Here is a 19,558-nt window from a genome sequence, read left to right as displayed (position 1 = left end):
TTGTTGCGAATTTCACGAATTACTTTGTGTTTCAGTGTGCAATTTAATTCCTTTAAGTTTTTGTTTTTTACGGATTTCCATACTCTTAATTAATCTCGCAAAGTCGCAAAGTTTTTAAGTATTTTATAAATAACCTCCAGCTAAAGCAGGAGGGGAGGCTATTCAAAACAAAACTTTGCGACTCTGCGACTTTGCGTGATCATTTTTTAAAATGCAATAAAAAATCAACTGCAGATTTTGTGATTTCAGAATTGTCTTCTTTTGAAGTAATTAGAGATACATCGGTAAATAAATTTACTTTTTTCAATTCAATAAAACCGATTTCAGGATCTGAATTGTTTTTGGCAATGTTGGACGGAACAATCGAAATTCCCAAACCATTTTTAACCAATTGGACAATCGAATTGATGTTATTTGATTCGTGAATGATTTTGGGTTCAAAACCATAAAACGCGCAAAGTTCCAATAAAACTTCATGATAATGTGGTGCATAATCTTTATTGAAAAACACAAAAGTTTCGTCTTTTAAATTAGGAATTTCTTCTTCAGAATTAATTTGAATTGAACTTTTATTGTAAACCACAGAAAACCCATCCTGAAACCATAATTGCGATTTTATTTTAGGAGATTTTACCGGAGACCGAATAATTCCCAAATCAATTTTTCCTTGTTCCAAAGCTAAAATCTGTTTGGTGGTGGAAACTTCAAAAAGTTTGAAATTCACATAGGGAAATTGTTCTTTTAAATGTTTGATCAATTCTGAAATAACTGAGGAATAAATGGAGCTGATATAGGCAATTCTGAATTCTCCCGAAACATTTTCTGCAATTTTTTTCGTTTTGATTGTGATACGCTCCAGATTCTGAAAAAGTTCCTTTACTTCTTTTTCGAAATATTTTCCGGCTTCGGTCAGCTCTACTTTTTTATTGTTTCTGATAAAAAGTTTTGCCTGCAGTTCTTCTTCAAGTTCCATAATCTGCCTGCTTAACGGAGGTTGGGAAATAAATAGTTTTTCAGCAGCTTTGGTGAAGTTCAGTTCTTTGGCAACAGCCAAAAAATATTTTAGATGACGTAATTCCATAAATACCTATTAAGTATTAATAATTGACAAAATAAGTATTTTTGAAGTATATATCAAAATGGTAATTTTGGTTAAATGTTAGCAGTTGTCTTGGGAATTAATTTAAAAAAATAAACGTAATACAATAACTACTTATCCAAGTTCATAACGAATAACGAATGACCCATAACTCATAACCAAAAAGTAAACCATGAAAAAATCAACTACAGAAGAGATCAGAGAGCGTTTTGACAATGATGTCGAACGATTTTCAAATTTAGAAACGGGGCAGGTGGCGACAATCGATGCTACAATTTCTTTAGAATTAATAACAGAAGCTTCTAAAAGAATCGTTCCGAATGCTACGAATGTATTGGATATTGGCTGTGGCGCCGGAAATTATACTTTGATGATGTTGTCTAAGTTACCAAACCTGAACAGCACTTTGGTCGATTTGAGTTTGCCAATGTTGGACAGGGCTTTTGAAAGAGTTTCGAAAGAAACAAATGGTAATGTAGAAGTGAAACAAGGTGATATTCGTGAAGTCGATTTGCCGGAAAACCATTTTGATATTATTTTGGCCGGAGCGGTTTTGCATCATTTACGTGATGATGAAGATTGGGAAACCACATTTACTAAAATATTCAAATTATTAAAACCGGGTGGCTGTTTTATGGTTTCGGACTTGATTACGCAGGATACTGAATTATTAAATGAATATACGTGGCAGCGTTACGGCGATTATTTGGAAGGGATTGGCGGAGCGGAATATCGTCAAAAAGTATTGGATTATATTGAAAAAGAAGATTCGCCAAGATCTATGAATTACCAATTGGATTTAATGAAAAAAACAGGTTTTGCAAGTGTCGAAATTTTGCATAAGAATATGTGTTTTGGTGCTTTTGGAGGGATTAAATAATTTAAAAAGAGCTTTTAGAATTGCCTAAAAGCTCTTTTAATTTTAAAAAATCAAACTTTATCGTTTTCCAAAGCCTGAGGTGAAAACTTATGTTTCAAATCAAAAACCAATTGTGAAGCTCCGTTTTGCTGTAAATAATCTAATTTTTCTACTGCTTCTTCAAGGGTTGGAATATGTCCTTTCGGGATCCACCACATAGCTGTCGCTGCTTTTCCGAATTTTAAAAACCATTCTTTACGTCGTTTCAAAAACTCGCTGTGAAAAGTTTTGTACATATAATGTTCTAAAGTTTCAATATTCTCCCAAACAGAAACATTGACAATAATCTGTTCATCATTATACGGATTGAGATTTGTGGCATTGTAGCTGTCATCTTTCAATCTCCAGACAAAACCTTCACTCTTCTCGGCTAAAGTATTGACAAGATCTAAATTATCTACGAATTCTTTCATGATCGGATCGTTGATGTCAACGCCTTTCATTTTGGCAATGTTAATTTCTGCTAAATGATATTTGCTCATATTTAATTAGTTAAGGTATAGGGCAATTTAGTTTTTAATGATTATTTATTTTAATTTTTTATAATAATTGTGTTGTTTTGTAAACCTGAATCGGAGCAGTAATTAAACTCTCACTTTTAGAAATGAAATCCTGTAAATACGATTGATTGTTGTGTATGTCAAGACCATCCTGATCTTTCCACTCTTCCCAAATTATGAAAACATTTTCAGTTGTATGAAGGTCGTAGCGTATGCAGGCTTCTTCTTTTCTGGTTTCTGTAACCAGGAAATGGATCATGTTTCTAACTTCTTCTAAGTTTTCCTGTTTGCTTTTTATGATGGCGGTAATAAATATCATAATTATAAAGTTTTAAAAATTTGTTTTAAATGATTCGTATAATTTTCCTTAAAGATGTTGATGTTTTCAACAGTTGCTCCTTTTTCAACATCGTGAAAATGGAAACTGTCTAATTTTTCCATACTTACAAATTTATTCATTTTATGGAAACCAAACATCACGCCGTCATCAACAGATGTTTCTTCAAAGAATTCTCCGGGAAGTGTGAAAGCAGTCGCAGGCGCATTCCAACTTGTGGTTAGCATGTATTTGCGTCCGTGTAAAAGCCCGCCTGTTCCGTAATTGATGTCCGGATTTGTTCTGGTTCTTCCGTCGCTTTTGTAAATTCCTTTCTGATGTCCGGCGGTGAAAACATCATCGATATATTTTTTGAAAAGATTCGGTAATTGAAACCACCAAATTGGTGTATGATAAATTACTACATCAGCCCAAACGAATTTTTCGACTTCTTTGTCAAGGTCGATTGCTTCTTTTATGCTGGTTGTTTTTATTTCGTAATTTTTACTTTGTAAGTATTCGATAGTCCAATCGGTTACGGTTTGATTGAATTTCCCTCCTGAATGTGCAAAATTTTGCCCTCCGTTGATAATAAATATTTTTTTCATCCTGTAAATGTTCTTGTATTTCTGGTGTTGTGTGAGGGGTAGCAGCGATATCCTTTTATTTTTTTTCTTTAAAAAAAATAAAAGATTTAGCGGATGACCCGACCCCGCTTTTTCTGCGGGGACACACCCAAAAAGTGCTTGTTGTTTTTGTGATTTTAATTATTTAACAAAATTATACCTTTTTTACAGCATTTAAATGGTATATATTTTCGTTTATTAGGTATATTTGCAAAATGAAAAAAGAAAATTTATACGAACCTTTTACGGTTTCTTTTGAAACCTTAGATGAATATCCGGATGTTGGTGACCGTCATAATTTTTTTGAACTGGTTTATATTCTGGAAGGAACAGGCTCGCAATGTATTAATAAAAATATTTTTGAATATGATGCCGGACATCTGTTTTTGTTGACACCGGAAGACTGTCATAACTTTACAATTGAGACTAAAACGAAGTTTTTCTTTTTGAGATTCAACGATATTTACCTGAAAAATTCAAGTCTGCAAAACGAAAATGTCCAACGATTAGAATATATTTTGCAGAATGCGAATCACCAGCCGGGCTGTATCTTGAAAAATGATTCCGATAAATGTCTGGTGAAAGTGATGGTTGAAGCCATTATCCGCGAGTATCAGGATAAAGATGTTTATAATCAGGAATTGATTCAGCAATTGGTGAATACGCTGATTATTGTGGTGGCGCGAAATATTGCGAAGTATTTACCGGAACAGGTAAATGTGGGTGCGGAGGCTAAAGCGATGGATATTTTGCAATACATTCAGACGAATATTTATTATCCGGAGAAAATCAAAGCGGAATCGATCAGTGATTATTTCGGAATTTCGAATACGTATTTAGGCCGTTACTTTAAGAAACATGCCAGCGAAACGATGCAGCAATATATCAGCAATTACAAAACGAAACTGATTGAGCATCGTTTACAATTCAGCGATAAACGTATCAACGAAATTGCATATGAATTTGGTTTTACGGATGAAAGTCACTTTAATAAATTCTTTAAAAAACAGAGAGGAAATAGTCCTTCGGAGTTTAGGAAAACGATTCGCGTTAGTGCTTAAACACGGATTTACACTAATTTACACGAATTTTCTGCTACAGATTAAAGGATAAAAAGGATTTTTAAATCTGTATTAATTTGTGATATTGGTGTTTTTAAATTATTTTTTTAATTACTCTTAATTTGTGTGTGTGTTTATTCAGTTCAGGATTGTAAATTCCTAAGTGGTCTAAACGGTCGATACGTACTTTTCCACTTGCGTGAATGATGTAGTTGTTTTCCATGATGATTCCGACATGGATGATGTTTCCTTCTTCATTATCAAAAAAGGCTAAATCTCCCGGTTCGCTTTCTTCAATAAAACTTAGTGGATCACCTTCAAGAGCCTGTTGTGAGGCATCACGATGAATTTTGTAGCCGTTTAGTTTGTAAACCATTTGGGTAAAACCGGAACAATCGATTCCGAATGGTGTTTTTCCACCCCAAAGATACGGAGCGTTCAAATACATAAAAGCAGTGTTTAATAAAGCACTTTTTGGTTTTATGCCACTGGTTTTTGTGCCCTCGAAATCAAAGTTTGAAGTATTGATTTCGTTATTATTCAAGAATGACAAAGAAGCCCCTAGTGGAATAGGGAGTAATAAATTATCGGATGAAGTAATATATTCGATCAAATCAGCATTTAAAATAATAGCTTCATTGCTTAACAGATTATAATTGGCTTCTGAAATTATCTGGTATTGTTTGGAATCTACCCAGCCTTCATAATCATCAAACTGAATTTTTATTCGGGCCCATTGATTTTGACGTTCTAAGATTTCGATATGTTCGCCAAACAAAAGTTGTGTAACAATTTCACTTCTGTCACTTGGTTCAGACCGAACGGGTACTATGGCTAGATTGCAAATTCCGAACATTTAGGTAATTTATAAGTTAAAAATTAGGAGTTATTGAATGAATAACTCCTAATTGAAATGTATTATTTAAGCTCTTTCGATGACAATTGCCGATGCACCACCGCCGCCATTGCAAATTGCAGCGGCACCGGTTTTGGCATTGTTTTGTTCTAAAACATTTAGTAAGGTTACGATGATTCTGGCTCCGGAACACCCAAGAGGATGTCCTAAAGAAACAGCTCCGCCATTTACATTTACTTTATTGTTATCAAGATTTAAGATTTTTGAATTCGCTAAACCAACAACAGAAAAAGCTTCATTAAATTCGAAATAATCAACATCAGTAATTGAAATTCCGGCTTTGTCTAAAGCTTTTGGTAACGCTTTTGCAGGGCTGGTTGTAAACCATTTTGGTTCCTGAGCAGCATCTGCGTAACCTTTTATGCAGGCTAAGGGTTTTAGTCCTAATGCGATTGCTTTTTCTTCAGACATTAAAATTAAAGCTGCAGCACCATCATTGATTGTAGAAGCATTTGCAGCAGTAACTGTTCCGTCTTTTGTGAAGACAGCACTTAATGAGGCTATTTTATCCAGTTTTACATTGGTGTATTCTTCGTCTTTTGAAAAGATGATTGGTTCACCACGTCTTTGTGGTACTTCAACTGGAATAATTTCATTGTCAAATTTTCCGGCATCCCATGCTTTTGCACTTCTTTCGTAAGATTGAATAGCGAAATTATCCTGTTGCTCGCGGCTGATGTTGTATTCAGCTGCACATAAATCAGCGCAAACTCCCATTGCGTTGTTATCGTAAGCATCTGTCAAGCCATCTTTTTGCATTCCGTCTAGCATTGTGGCCGGACCAAATTTATTTCCATTACGCATTTGTACGTAATGCGGAATTAAACTCATGTTTTCCATTCCTCCGGCTACTACAATTTCAGCATCACCACAAGAAATAGCCTGCGCACCAAACATAACGGCTTTCATTCCGGAAGCACAAACTTTGTTTACGGTTGTACAGGAAACTTTTTCAGACAAACCGGCAAAAAGTGCTGCCTGACGTGCGGGTGCCTGACCAACTCCGGCTTGTATTACATTGCCCATAAAAACTTCATCAACTAATTTTGGGTCAAGGTTGATTTTTTGTAATGCTCCTTTTATTGCAGCAGCACCCAATTTTGGAGCGGGTACTGTAGATAATCCTCCCATGAAACTTCCGATAGGTGTTCTAACGGCAGAAACGATAACAACTCTTTTGTTCATTTTCTGTATATTATTAGTTAATCAAGCAAATTTAATCTTTAATTTATAGAAATTCAAATTTTGAATCTATGCGATTCGATTTTAAATTTAATATGATTTTTTTGTTAATTCTATTCGTTTGATTGTGAAGTGTTTTGAAAAAAAGATTGCAAAAAGATTAAAAAAACCTCAAAAATAGTTGTGAGAAATATAATGTTGTGTTACATTTGCAACCGCAAAATAGGGCATGTTCCTTGAGCTTGGAGAGTTGCCTGAGTGGCCGAAAGGACATGTTTGCTAAACATGCGTATGGGAAACTGTACCAAGGGTTCGAATCCCTTACTCTCCGCTTCAATTTTGCTTACGGGGTGTAGCGTAGCCCGGTTATCGCGCCTGCTTTGGGAGCAGGAGGCCGCAGGTTCGAATCCTGCCACCCCGACAAAAACTTTTCCATAAGTTTTAAAACAAATGGACGCATAGCTCAGCTGGATAGAGCACCTGCCTTCTAAGCAGGCGGTCGAAGGTTCGAATCCTTCTGCGTTCACTCTCAAACCCCTTGATTTCAAGGGGTTTTTTGTTTTTGTGTCTTTTTTATCTTTATATTTACGGATCAAGGATCAATAGGATCAATACTTCTGTTGTCAAAAAAAAACTATAAGTCTATTGTACCATCCCTTGTTGGTGACTGTGCTACTTTCGTTTACACATAAACTTCATTTGAAATTAGTTTTAAAGCGTCAATTGAAGGGAAAAAAAATGGACATCTTCTGTTGGTATCACAAATGAGCAAGCATTAAAATTTAAACTTCAAAAAATAAATAGCTTATTTTTACCAACTAACTTTTAATAAGCGCCCTTATATGCTCGACAAATTGTACATACAAAAATTTCATGAAGACAAGATTGAAAAATATGGTTCGGAAAGTGCCCAAAGTCTAGCTTGGTTTTCTGAGTATGACCAACTGAAGCGTTTTGAAGTTTTAGCACAAATAGGAGATCTAAATAATAAATCTATTCTAGACATTGGTTGCGGCAATGGGGATTTGTGTTTTTATTTGTCCCAACATTTTAGTGGTTTTTCCTATCATGGTATTGATATGATAGCTACTTTTTTAGACAATGCTATTGAAAAAAACAAAGATGTTTCCACTGCAAGATTTTATCTAGGCGATTTCATGCAAGGTACTTTGCCTATGGTCGATTGTGTTTTAGTTTCAGGTTCGCTCAACTATAAAAACAGCAATCCTAGTTTTATTTTTAAAGCCATAACTCATTTATATGCCCATTGTAATATAGCTTTAGGGTTTAATTTATTAAGTAAAACTGTAAACCCAGAGAGTATTTTAATGGCATATTCTCCAAAAACGATTACCGATTTTTGTAAGACGCTTTCCAATACTGTTGTTGTAAAAGAAAATTATTGTGAGGGTGATTTTAGTGTGATGGTGTATAAATAATACTGTTTTGATAAATCAAAAAAGCCGGTATTCTATTTTTAATAAAAATGTATAGAATACAACTTTTAGATAAACTATAAATTACTTTTCTATATAATTTTTTAATTTGTGTTTAACAAAATTATTTTTTTAGAGTGCTTATTATGAGTAAATATGCCTGAAACTTATGACCTTAAAAACTGACCTTGAGCGGCAGATTCAGCATTTCCAACTATTATTATACCTGTTGATTTGATATAAAACGGTTTAAGGCTGCAAATAACATTGAATAATCTCTATCTCCACGAAGGCTATCGAGGAAAAAGAGTCGAATGTTTCTTGTGTGGGTTCTTTCTAATCGAACCGTAATCCAATGATCTCCTTGTGCAATTTGTTGATGACCATCGGTGTTAATAATAAAGTTAATTTCATTAGTGACTCCTTGAGTAAAATTATTCATTGCTACAATTTCTTGTGCTTCAATATTTCCAATAGGCCATAAATGTTGGATTACATTTGTTCCCCATCCTGCCATGTTAAATGCAGTCTGCCCTAGTGCTTCATAGGTATTATAATCTCGTATAAAAGTTTGTAATTGTGCCAAATTACCAATTACAGGGATTCCTTGATGTCCAGCATTAGCCAATAATGTACGAATATCGCCCTCACCAATATTCTGATTAAAATTACCAATTTGATGCAAAGCATTTGTGTCTTGTATTCCTTGGTTTACTTGAGCAAGTGTTCCATTTTCTTGTGCTGTTTGAAGTGCAACTACATTGTGTACAGCCATTTGTCCACATTCAGCCATAAATTGCTCTAATGCGTTTATCCGTGTAACATTTATAAATTGAATCATTTGCTGTGGATTTCCTCCTATCATTTGTCGATTAATCCATTGAGCACCTCTTGTATAAGCATCTACAATTTGGTTGTAATAAATGGTTAAATAGTAAGAATCAAAAACTCCAGATCCATTAATAAGTGCAATGTTTTGAGTTATCACATTTAAATCTAACCATACTTGAGATGTAATAGGACCAACAGGTAATGCTGCTTGAATGCGTAAGATTAAATTTTGTAAATTAGTTTTTTGTTGAGTTATCTTAAAAGACTTCAATAGTTCACTTATGCTTGGTGTCATGGGTTTGCTCTTATCCAAATGGATAGAGCTAGAGCTATTGTTAGAATCCAGTTTTATATTTTTTGTTGGTTTAGGAATTGGTATTAAACTAAGATCTTCGTCATCCGATGAAGCATTGTCGTCTCTAATTGGAGAAGAAGGATAATCATGAGATGTATATTTAGCGTTCAATTTTCTTTTCTTTCTTTTAGAACCATTGAATCCGAATTCTTCTGCTACTGTTTCAGTCTGCAATTTCACTTGCGATCTGTCTTTAAATGTTTCCAATTTCGAACCCAAATCAAAGTCAGGAACGTTTTCAGCGCTGTGTGCAGATGCCATGGTGCTTAAAGTCGCAACCAAAGCTGAGAGTAGATTGCTTATAATTAACATACTCGCACTCACGTCAGAATTTTTAGACAAGTTGGAGAAAGCCTGATTTTGTATATGAACACGTTGTCGATCAGAATAACTGTGGCTTGATCCACCAGAAGGTAGTTTGTCGTGTTTAGTCCAACTAGTGGGGTGTTGTTGTCCAACCAGATTTCCTTTATAGTTCATTGGTGCTGATATACTTCCTGTACGAGCTCGTAGCGAGCTATATGCACGTAATGTTTGTTCTATAAATCTTTGAACATCTTTATCTTGCGAACTTCCTAAACTATTACGTAGTCCATCAAACAATGCTGCTGTTGCTTCTGACTGAGTAAATTCATCTTGTGCCTTTATAATTTTCCTAAAATTATCACCTGTAAAAGATTGCTTCGCCATTTTTTTGATTTTAGCATCGTGCTTTTTAGGAACGTTGGATCCAGCTAGTTTTTCAAGTTTATCAGCTAATGCTTCAACTTTATCTGCTTCAGCCTTGATATTACTACTAGAAAGTAATCTTTTTCCAAGTTCAATACCTTGATCTTTTCGGGTTTCTTGTAATTTATCATGGGTCGGTATTTTGGAAGAATCAAAGTCTTCAAAAGTTAAGTTTCCAGTCTTATCATATTTACCTATTTTATTACCTTCATTAAAAATAACTCTAGGTTGCTGAAAATATAGTGACATGTCAAAATCGGTTTCATCTTGTTGGAGATCATAGTTATCTGCTACTTCAACTGGATGACCGTTTCGTAAAATCCATTTACCTTGAAGTGTAAATGAATTTTTCGACAATGTAACATGTCTCAATTGTTTTACATTTTGATAAACCATCATTTGAATGGCTCTCTCACCCATCATATCTGCTTCCTTCTCCAATCCTGCATCATCATTTATATTCACTTTGCCCTTCATTTGCAAAGTAGGTTTAACTCTTCCTTGTTTTTGTTGAACAACATGCCAGGCTTCATGTGGTAAATGTTTTTCTTGTCCAGAAGCTAGATGTATTTCAGAGCCTTGTGCATAAGCATGGGCATTGAGTTGTGCAGGTTTGTCGGAATTGTAATGTACTTTCACATCATCCATACTGTGGCCTGATAGGTTTTCTATACCTGATTTTAAATTATCAGGTAAACCTGTGTTGTTTGTTTTTTTTTGTACAATTGTTGTAGGACGATTGTCTTGCAGGTATATGCCTTTGGTTTGAACGGTTTTTGGCGTCAAACTAGGTTGTTTGTTTTTATTTATTTTATTGTGGTGTTCCATTGTGTTTTTTATTCTTTTTGTTTCACCATGTGACCTTCAACTAAAATGGGCAACTCTTTGTATTCATGATTGAATTCTTTTCTATTTATTAATACATAGTTTTTAGTGTCGTTGTGTTGCATTTCTTCTTTAATGTCTTTAACGTGGTTAAAGCCTATTTTCCAAACACCAATCCTATCGTGTGCAAAATCGGCTGCATTGTCCATTTCATAGGATCTTAACTTACTTGTTTCCGTCCTGCTTGCACCACCTATTTTTGAGGTATACATATTGAGAACGTCAATATTAGAACCAAATACATTGAAAGAACTTAAGAACCTATCTGAGATTAATTGTTCAATGGAATTTTTTTTCCAGGTTTCAGCCAATATAAGAAACAACTTTTCAGTTTCTGGCAGCAACTTATGGATTTGTATAATTTGGTCTGTAACGAATTTTGGGAGGGTTTTAAACTCTTCATTATGCATATAGGCTGTGGCTAATCTGTTTGCTTCCAGCGTGTGGGTTTTGCAGGTTACCAAAAAGGTTTGTAATTTAGCTTTTAAATTCAATAATTGTTGTTCAGACAGTTTTTGTGTAGTCCGTTGAGTCCATTCTTGTTCAAACTCATTTTTGGCATTATCAACATATTGAATGCTTTCTGCTATCCTTAAATACAAAGCGTCCCCTATGATTCTTGGATCTTGAGGTGTATCTTTTACTGAATTTTCTTGGGGTGATTTTGTTTTTCTAATTCGAAATTTATCTTCAGTCCAGTATTTTCCACCCACTTCTCTTTTTGCTAAATTCTTCTCTTGCTCTCGTCGCTGGTTGCTTTCAGAATGATGTTCACCAACAACATTGAGTTTTCCTGCCTCTAGTTTTTGGAGTTGAAATACAGTTTGGGTATTACTATCCTTGTCCTGTTTTTGTAATTTTGCTATAGACTTAGGACGGTTGTCTACCAACTGAAAAGTTGATACAACGTTGTCATGCTCCTTGTAAATAGCATTGGCAACTGACTGATTTTTGCTTTCTTGTATTTTATCAGTGTGTGTATTCATCATTTTTCTTTTCTAGTTTTGATAGACCTAAAAAATAAAAGCGTCATTTATATAGTTTACTTCCTCTATTTTTCAGCATCTTTTTTTTCTAGCTTTGCTTGTCTTTTAGCATCTTTTTTACTTACTCCAGTTTTTACCAGTTCTATCTGTCTTTCATTTACATCTTGATATTCAGGACGATTATGATGTTGAAGACCATTTGGATTATTCTTTTTAGCTCTTTCAAGATCTCTTTTTTTCTTACCCAACTGTGCAACAGTTGAATTGCTATCTACTATTTTTAGCTTTTTTTGAACAATTGACTCCGTACGATTATCCTCCAAAGCAAGAGTTTGATTGCCATTACTTTTTTTCTGTGCAACAGTATTTGCTACTGATTGGCTTTTATTACCATGCATTTTGTTAGCGTGAGTATTCATATTTTTTTAAATTTGGTTAATTAATTGTACTAATTGAAGTCAAATAGTTTTCTGCTAGGTTTTGTTATGGAGTTTTAAGGTTGTATTATACCATTTCCTGGATAAGCCTCTTGCAGTATAAGCCCATTTATTGTATACATAGGTAAACCTACAGGGTGAACATGAAGGGTTTGTTTAAATTCTATTGGAAGGTTTTTAACGGTTTTTACCGCGTTTTTTACTGTTGCTCTTTTAAGGATTTTCATTTTGTATTCAATTTGAGTACCATTACCCGCACTTAGTAGATTGTTTGCTTGATTCTCAACGGATTTATGTAGCCCATTCATTGAAGAAGTAATCGGGACAATATTTTTGAAACTTCCACTTCCCCCCAATTGATCATTAACCATGTGTCCTCCAATCCAGCTACCTCCAAAAAATTTCTTTACCTTTTGTGCTTCCGCTCTTGGTCCATCTTCAACTCCAGTCGCCTGACTTAAACCATTTATCAATCCAGAGGTATAACTATCTTTTTTATTTCTTACAGTCATTGTTTGTTTTTTTAAATCAATTTTATGTCCATGAGCTTTCTTTGCTTTTGCCTTTTTAGCTTTAACTTTTTGTATGATAAGAGATTTCAATTGATTGGGTTTGTTGGAATTGTTACGGAGAGACTTTTGATCTACAGAATAGTTTTTATTTTGAGATTTTAAGCTATTCTCTTTTGGTTTAGTCTGCAAAGCTTTCGCCCCCATCACATCTGCCTCCTTCTCCAAACCTTTATCATCATTCACATTCACTTTTCCTTTCATTTGCATAGTGGGTTTTACACGACCTTGCTTTTGTTGTACCACATGCCAGGCTTCATGTGGCAGATGTTTTTCCTGACCTGAAGCCAGATGTATTTCTGAACCTTGTGCATAAGCATGGGCATTGAGTTGTGCGGGTTTGTCGGAATTGTAATGTACTTTCACATCATCCATAGCATGGCCTGAAAGATTTTCTATTCCAGATTTTAAGTTATCTGGTAATCCTGTGTTGTTGGCTTTTTTTTGTATTAAAGGACGATTATCACTATGTACTTTTCCTTTACTTCCTATAACAGCTGCTGCCTGTCTACTGTTATCTTTTTGTAGAGTAGTATTTTTTATTGATTCATTCATAATTGAAAGAGTAAAAAGTTAGTTTGCAGGTTTATTTTTAACAATAGTGTTTCTAATAAATTTTCTCAATTCCAGTCGGTTACCATTAAAAATATCAAAATCAAAATTGGTGTCCTGGTATGAGTAACTATCGGAACGCTGCCATATCATCCATTTATTATCCCATGCTGAGGGAATATTACTGGTCGTAAGATCATTTGTATAGGCAGCTATCCATAATGGGTATTTTGTAAAATCGGGAGTGTTTAAATATTTGTCTCCTGTAGATTTATTAGTATAGATCATAGGAATACGATCTGTTATTTTTTCTACTTCATTTAGAAAGAGTAATATATTGTTTTGAGCGGTTTTTAAATCACCACAATTGGTATCCATACTACTATTTTCTATATCCATAACTGGAGGTAAATGACCAATGTTTAAAAAATTATTTTCCGTGATGGTTTTTGAAAAATGTTGAGCCTGGTCTATGGGGTCAAACTCACAGAGATAAAAATGATAAGCACCTCTTATTACCTGTTTTTCTTTGAGTATGGTACAATTGCTTTGAAATGTTGGATCTATGTAAGTTTCACCTTCAGTGGCTTTACATATGACAAAATAAAGGGAGTCTTTTTTTTTATTTAATGCAGTTATAAGGTCACCTTGATAGTGTGAAATATCTAATCCATAAGTAACAGAATCTTTTAGCAATAAATTTTTAACTAAACTCAATGGTTTTTTTTTAAATGTGTCTTTTACAGGTTCAGAAATTTCTGTGTTTAATTCTGTCTTTAAGAAAGGTTTTATTTTTTCATTATAAGCCCAATCTACTAAAAACCATATTGCTAAAGCTAATGTTATATTTTTTAACATAGTTTACTTTTTTAGAATTAGGGTTTTGTTTTCTTTGCTAAACTCACGTTTTATTCCTTTTAATAACTCGTTTTTAGTTACAACGGAATCATTTCTGCCTATAGCTGCCAAAGCACAGTATCGCAATACATTAATAATGGCTCCACCTGCAAGCTCGTAATCTTCGGCAATTTGATATAAATCTATTTCTTCTGATAAGGTACAAATGCCTGAGAATGCATTCTGCCACAATTGATAACGTTCATCAGTAGATGGCATATTAAAATGTATAATAGCCTGAAATCGTCTTGTAAATGCCTCGTCCATATTGGCTCTTAAATTAGAGGCCAGAATAACTACCCCAGGAAAATCTTCAATGAGTTGTAGAAGATGAGCGGTTTGCTGGTTAGCATGTCGGTCATTAGAGGAATTAGCGGCAGTTCGTTTACCAAATAAGGCATCGGCCTCATCAAAAAACAAAATCCACTCTTTATCTCGGGCAATATCAAATACTTTGGATAAATTTTTCTCGGTTTCTCCAATGTATTTGGAAACAATCATAGATAAATCAATTCGATATACTTCTTTGTTTGTTGCTTTTCCTAAAAGGGTAGCGGTTAATGATTTTCCTGTTCCTGGGGGACCGTAAAACAAGGCGCGATAACCAGGCTTTATTTTGCTGGACAAACCCCATTCTTTGAGTAAGGTTTCACCATGTTCCAGCCAGGTAAGGATTTCGTTTACTTGTTCCATAACGATAGTATCGAGTACAACATCTTCCCAGTTCAAAGGGCTAGTTATTTTTTGCGCTGGGAAAGAAGTACTTTGTGCAACACTAATTTTTTCATTGGTTATAAAATAATGAAACCAATTAGGATGTAAACTAAGAATACCATTTAACTTAGGTATGAATTCTTCAGTTTCGGCTAATTGTAATACATCTTCTTTGATGAGTATGTTTTCTTTACTAACTATTTTGTGTACTTCATTTCTTAATTCTTTATGTGTAGCAGTAATAAGAAAAACCAAGGTTTGACCAGTAGGAATAAAACCACTATGATTTTTGTCGATAACACCTCCAAATTCTGTAAAACCTCTATCATAGATTCCATTTTTTCCAAAGAAAATATCTAATAATTCTGGTTTAAGATGTGGTGCTAGACAAAGTGCCATGGCTAAACGTTCGTAGTTATTTAAATTCCATTCGTTTATTAATGAAGCATAGGTGCCATTTTCCATTGATAAATCAGGTAAAGGAATATCGTGCCAATCTTTTTCATGTCCTTCTTGCAACAAATAGCTACTAATGACTTGCTGTATTACTTTTTCAAGCCAATCGAGTTCCTCATGAAGAATTGCTATGTTAGTTTTAGATTCCATAGTTGACAAAAAGTTTTTCAATATCATCTAAAGATGCATCAGCCCATTTAAAATAGAGCAATGCCGTGTTAGGATTGAGTTGATTACTAGGTAAAAGATCTAGAATGCTTATTTGTGCATTGTTTAAAATGGCAGCATCATGTTCGTGACTACTATTCAGATTGTACTTATAAAAATCTTTCCCCCATTTATTTAGTAAGATGCGTTGGTAAATAAGTTCGTCTATAAATACTTGTACAGTTTCATTTTGCTCCACTAATTTTTTTGCCTTAAAAAAACTGGGTTTTCTTTCCGATTGTCTATTGTAATATTCGATATCTTTCGACTGAATTGTTTTTGAAGAGGAATGTCCAAAAATGTCTACTAAACCAAAGTTTTCTGTATCGATTGCAATTTCTAATTCTCCATTTTTTGAACCAGAAATAGCTAATGTCCAATCTGAAGTACTTGCAGTTTCTGTAATTAAATAAAGTTCTCTGAAGGAAAAATAAGTTTGTGTAAGTTTGATTATTAATTCATTTTGTAACTCACTCCATTTTTTTATTCTAACAGCTTCGGGTTCGTTACTTGTAAAAAAGAAACTACCACTGGATTCAAAAGCTAGAATTTGTTTACTAAATTCAAATACTCCATCAATGGCATTATTTCCTGTTCCTCTACCAGAATAAGGTTTGGTAACACCTTCACTAAACTTCCAGGAATCTGTATTTAATTTGATAGCATGCTCAAAATCTACATTTTTTGTATCTACAATTTGGGAACTAAAAATATTTCCAAGAAGAATCATTTCTCCATTAATGATATGGAAAAAGTCTCCAGGAAATAGCGTTTTGTTTAACGGTTTTGAAGGAATATAACTGGTTCTTGCATAGAACGTTCTATAAAATTTCTTGTAAATACTATTCATGTTTTTTCTTTTTAGGGAAATTTATTGTTTTTAATCACAGTTTTTATTTAGACATTAAAAAACTGTGACTAAAAACTAAATGATTTTGTAGCATCTTATGAGGCAAGCGCAGCAGCATTTGCAGCAGCTAAACCAGATTGTAATGATTTTAAATTAATCTGAGCTTTATTCAAATCTGCTGTTTTTAAATTTAACTGATTTAAAGTTTCATTATAAGCACTTTGCATCTTATTGAATTCAACAACAGTAGTATTATAGGCATTGTTTAACAAAGTATTTAAGGATAAATTAGTACTATTAGTCTTTTTATCATTAGTTAGTTTATTGTACAACTTGATAGATTGTAAACTTTCTAAAGCAGCCGTGTTTTGAACTTCTTTATTTGTTGATTGAGCTGTGAATGCTGCATTTAAAGCTACTAAAGATAATGCCACTGCATTGTTTGCATTATTGCCTGCAGTTGTAACCATTGTTATTAATTGATCTGAAATAAGAGGATTTTGTGCTTTTTTTCTAATAATTAGATTAGCCAATTTATTTATCATCTCAGCGGTATAAATCAGTTTATTTGTAACACTTGTAGTTTTTTCAGCTACTTTTTCGGTTTTACTATTAGCTTTTATAACTTCTTTTAAGGCCACTTTTGAATTATCTCTTAAGTTTAAAGCATTTTTTACTACGTTATTTATTAAATTAACATTATTGAGTGCTTGCGTTTTATTTGCATCTGCTTGTGTTAAAAAATCTTGATAAGTAGTTAATTTGTTTGTTAGAGAACTTACTATTGCTTGTAATTGAGATACTTCATCTGTTGCATTTAAAACTTGAATAGTTAAAGAGTCTAGAGTTCTTTTTTTATTTTCGGTAACACCATATTTTAATGGTTTCATTGCTATTGTTGTCATATTTGTTGTGTTTTTAATTTTTAATTATTTTTGATTGCTGTATTTTTTGTAGCGTAGTTGAAGGTTGCTGTATTTTTAAAATCAGAAATTGAGTTTGAAAATTGAACAGTTACTTTTTTAGGTCCAGAAGCTACCGATAATACAACTGGAATATATTCATTCCCTTCTATAAGAGGATTTCCAAAATTATCAGTTGTGTTTTCTTGTATAGGAAGTGCTACTGTTATTTTATTTTTTACTATTTGGATTTGATTTCCAGAAGGCACTGTATAATTTCCATCAGTGACATTTTCTGCAATTAATTGGTTAAAGAAGAAACCAGGTTTTGGTGTTTGATTTTGGCTACTTACATTTCCTTCTTTATCAATTGGATTAATATCTCTTAAATCTATAGCAGTTAATTCTTGAATTCTAGCTTTTAATTCTGTAATTTGAGTGTCAATATCATCAGCATTTATATTGTTTTTTGCTGTTTTTTTGACCTCTGTATCAGTTGTATCAGCAGCTGAATCATTTTGATTTAATGCTACTTTCTTCTGAGTAAGAATTTCTAGTTCGCTAGTTAAACTGTTCAATAAGTTTTGATTATTATAAGTTTTTATTTCATCTTCCTCGTCTTTAATCTTATTAATTTCATCATTAATTTCTTTTACAATTTGATTTTCTACTGATAGTAAATCTTCTGTTTTGAACATTTGATTAATTAATGTTGAATTATTAAGTAAAAACATACAGCGATATTCAACATTACTATTTTTTTCATTCAAATTAAATTGTAATACTTGAGTTGTTATATTAGTAGGATTTGCATCTGTCTCTAAGAAAGAGACTTTTATAGAATCTGTACTAGGACTATTTAAAGGAGTTGTTAAAGTAAATGATGAAGATGCAGCTGTTAAATAATCTTCAAAATTATTTAATGATTTTTTATAATCTACTGTAAATTGTGCTAAAACAAATACAACATAGTTTTCTCCTAATACTAAAGAATTATTACTTGTATCTTTCAGTTGGGTTATTGAAATAGTCTCTGAAATGGTTTCCGTATTTAAATCAAGAGCATCAGCATTTATAGGGAAAGCTATATCAGGGGTGTTAATTAAGCCTTCAGCTGTAGCTATTGAAAAAATTGACTTTTCACTTTCTTTAACTACAAAAGCGTAATAACTTTCTACAGGATTAACATTGTATGGAGAAGTAGTTAAACCATTCTCAGTAACACCATAGAAAGGGTTTGTATAAGGACTAAATTGTACTGTAAAATCTGTATTACTTTTATTAGTAATTTGTAAATTTAGATTTAATTCGTTAATATTAGATAAGTAAGTAGCTTTAGCAGCATCATATTCTACTTGAGCATCTATTAATTCCCCTTCTGCTTTTTTCTGAGCTGTTGCAGCAGAAGCATAATCAGCATTTTCAGCTGTTTGTAATGCTGAAGTAGCTTCTAATTGACTAGTTAAAACACTTAATAGATTGGTAATAGATGCTCCAGTGGTTGTTGCTATATCAGCAACTGTACTTGCTGTTACTTCCGCAGTCAAGGAAGAAGCTTCCATTGCCCATTGAGATGCTACTTCAGCATTGTATGCCGTATCATTCATTAATTTGTTTACAGCAAGGGCTTGTTCGTAAATTTGGCTACCATAATCAGCAGCATTTAAAATACTTACTATGCTTCCCATATCGCTTGCTAAATTGACTATAGCATTTGTAGCAATCTGAACATTTGCAGCAGCAACTGCAGTATTAGAAACGGATTGTAAGTTAAACTGTTTTTCCTGATTAGCAGTAGCAACTACATTTGTACTAAGGTTATTATCTCCAACAGCTTCTTCTTTTATTATTTCTTGATCAGCATATTTTTGTTCTGTTCTTTTTAATTTTTCTTGAGCTGTTATTTTTGCATCTTCTGCATAATAGAGTGTAAACATACCCGCATTTAATTGTGCTTGAGTATTGCTTAATTTTAGTTCTTGTGCTTGCAAGGATGACACTACACTTGCATTTAGATTTTCATTGTAGGAACTCATAATTATTTAATTTTAAATGTTTATATTATTTGTTAGTATTCTTTCTTAAATTGAAGCCAATGGTTTTTAACTGCTATCAATTATTTTTGCTCTTATT

Annotated in this window: 18 protein-coding genes and 3 tRNA genes; 6 read left to right on the top strand and 15 right to left on the bottom strand. The window is 33.3% G+C overall.

The genetic code is table 11. The features are described from left to right. Nucleotides 1-199: 199 nt before the first annotated feature. A complete protein-coding gene (locus J2W48_RS14995) occupies nt 200-1,081 on the bottom strand; it encodes a LysR family transcriptional regulator (RefSeq protein WP_310282451.1) in 882 nt (293 codons plus the stop codon). Between the two features lie 190 nt (nt 1,082-1,271). On the opposite strand from J2W48_RS14995, the gene J2W48_RS14990 reads away from it, so the two are divergent. Continuing rightward, entirely contained in the window at nt 1,272-1,979 is a 708-nt protein-coding gene (locus J2W48_RS14990; protein ID WP_310282450.1) for a class I SAM-dependent methyltransferase, read from the top strand. A gap of 50 nt (nt 1,980-2,029) precedes the next feature. On the opposite strand, the gene J2W48_RS14985 is transcribed toward J2W48_RS14990, so the two are convergent. The 3 genes from J2W48_RS14985 to J2W48_RS14975 are packed head-to-tail and all read right to left on the bottom strand — an operon-like array spanning nt 2,030 to nt 3,442. Beyond that, on the bottom strand, nt 2,030-2,500 hold the full coding sequence (locus tag J2W48_RS14985) for a DUF3291 domain-containing protein (RefSeq protein ID WP_310282449.1): 471 nt from the start codon (nt 2,498-2,500) through the stop codon (nt 2,030-2,032). Between the two features lie 58 nt (nt 2,501-2,558). After that, nucleotides 2,559-2,837, bottom strand: a complete 279-nt coding sequence (locus J2W48_RS14980) for a putative quinol monooxygenase (RefSeq protein WP_310282447.1) — start codon at nt 2,835-2,837, stop codon at nt 2,559-2,561. 2 nt (nt 2,838-2,839) lie between these two features. Continuing rightward, nucleotides 2,840-3,442: an NAD(P)H-dependent oxidoreductase gene (locus J2W48_RS14975; RefSeq protein WP_310282446.1), complete on the bottom strand. Its 603-nt coding sequence runs from the start codon at nt 3,440-3,442 to the stop codon at nt 2,840-2,842. Between the two features lie 233 nt (nt 3,443-3,675). Between J2W48_RS14975 and J2W48_RS14970 the strand changes: the two genes are divergently transcribed. After that, nucleotides 3,676-4,521, top strand: a complete 846-nt coding sequence (locus J2W48_RS14970; RefSeq protein WP_310282445.1) for an AraC family transcriptional regulator — start codon at nt 3,676-3,678, stop codon at nt 4,519-4,521. Nucleotides 4,522-4,615: 94 nt separating this feature from the next. On the opposite strand, the gene J2W48_RS14965 is transcribed toward J2W48_RS14970, so the two are convergent. Then, nucleotides 4,616-5,377, bottom strand: coding sequence for a C40 family peptidase (locus J2W48_RS14965; protein ID WP_310282444.1), 762 nt, complete (start codon nt 5,375-5,377; stop codon nt 4,616-4,618). A gap of 66 nt (nt 5,378-5,443) precedes the next feature. Beyond that, nucleotides 5,444-6,622 (bottom strand): acetyl-CoA C-acyltransferase, encoded by a 1,179-nt coding sequence (locus tag J2W48_RS14960; RefSeq protein ID WP_310282443.1) that lies wholly within the window; start codon nt 6,620-6,622, stop codon nt 5,444-5,446. A 241-nt stretch (nt 6,623-6,863) separates the two neighbouring features. Between J2W48_RS14960 and J2W48_RS14955 the strand changes: the two genes are divergently transcribed. From J2W48_RS14955 to J2W48_RS14940, 4 genes are all read left to right on the top strand, one after another. Next, nucleotides 6,864-6,950 (top strand) — tRNA-Ser (locus tag J2W48_RS14955). A gap of 15 nt (nt 6,951-6,965) precedes the next feature. Continuing rightward, nucleotides 6,966-7,040, top strand: a tRNA-Pro gene (locus J2W48_RS14950). Between the two features lie 31 nt (nt 7,041-7,071). Then, nucleotides 7,072-7,145, top strand: a tRNA-Arg gene (locus J2W48_RS14945). A 328-nt stretch (nt 7,146-7,473) separates the two neighbouring features. Beyond that, nucleotides 7,474-8,058: a class I SAM-dependent methyltransferase gene (locus J2W48_RS14940; protein ID WP_310282442.1), complete on the top strand. Its 585-nt coding sequence runs from the start codon at nt 7,474-7,476 to the stop codon at nt 8,056-8,058. 217 nt (nt 8,059-8,275) lie between these two features. Here J2W48_RS14940 and J2W48_RS14935 read toward each other — a convergent pair whose 3' ends face one another. From J2W48_RS14935 to J2W48_RS14895, 9 genes are all read right to left on the bottom strand, one after another. Then, complete coding sequence (locus J2W48_RS14935) at nt 8,276-10,798, bottom strand: eCIS core domain-containing protein (RefSeq protein WP_310282441.1); 2,523 nt, start codon at nt 10,796-10,798, stop codon at nt 8,276-8,278. A gap of 8 nt (nt 10,799-10,806) precedes the next feature. Continuing rightward, nucleotides 10,807-11,844, bottom strand: a complete 1,038-nt coding sequence (locus J2W48_RS14930; protein ID WP_310282440.1) for a hypothetical protein — start codon at nt 11,842-11,844, stop codon at nt 10,807-10,809. A gap of 62 nt (nt 11,845-11,906) precedes the next feature. Further along, nucleotides 11,907-12,260, bottom strand: a complete 354-nt coding sequence (locus tag J2W48_RS14925; protein ID WP_310282439.1) for a hypothetical protein — start codon at nt 12,258-12,260, stop codon at nt 11,907-11,909. 74 nt (nt 12,261-12,334) lie between these two features. After that, nucleotides 12,335-13,402, bottom strand: a complete 1,068-nt coding sequence (locus tag J2W48_RS14920; RefSeq protein ID WP_310282438.1) for an eCIS core domain-containing protein — start codon at nt 13,400-13,402, stop codon at nt 12,335-12,337. Between the two features lie 18 nt (nt 13,403-13,420). Beyond that, nucleotides 13,421-14,257: a glycoside hydrolase family 25 protein gene (locus J2W48_RS14915; protein WP_310282437.1), complete on the bottom strand. Its 837-nt coding sequence runs from the start codon at nt 14,255-14,257 to the stop codon at nt 13,421-13,423. A 3-nt stretch (nt 14,258-14,260) separates the two neighbouring features. After that, entirely contained in the window at nt 14,261-15,616 is a 1,356-nt protein-coding gene (locus J2W48_RS14910) for an ATP-binding protein (RefSeq protein WP_310282436.1), read from the bottom strand. Beyond that, nucleotides 15,606-16,523, bottom strand: coding sequence for a hypothetical protein (locus J2W48_RS14905; protein ID WP_310282435.1), 918 nt, complete (start codon nt 16,521-16,523; stop codon nt 15,606-15,608). The genes J2W48_RS14910 and J2W48_RS14905 overlap by 11 nt, the downstream gene beginning before the upstream one ends. 95 nt (nt 16,524-16,618) lie before the next feature. Next, entirely contained in the window at nt 16,619-17,428 is an 810-nt protein-coding gene (locus J2W48_RS14900; RefSeq protein WP_310282434.1) for a hypothetical protein, read from the bottom strand. Nucleotides 17,429-17,448: 20 nt separating this feature from the next. Next, on the bottom strand, nt 17,449-19,461 hold the full coding sequence (locus J2W48_RS14895; RefSeq protein ID WP_310282433.1) for a hypothetical protein: 2,013 nt from the start codon (nt 19,459-19,461) through the stop codon (nt 17,449-17,451). Nucleotides 19,462-19,558: the final 97 nt, after the last annotated feature.

Origin of the sequence: Flavobacterium piscis, assembly GCF_031457575.1 — a bacterium.
Taxonomy (GTDB): Bacteria; Bacteroidota; Bacteroidia; order Flavobacteriales; family Flavobacteriaceae; genus Flavobacterium; species Flavobacterium piscis_A.
The sequence above is the reverse complement of the archived record's forward strand: the minus strand, read 5'-3'. Positions and strand labels throughout refer to the sequence as shown.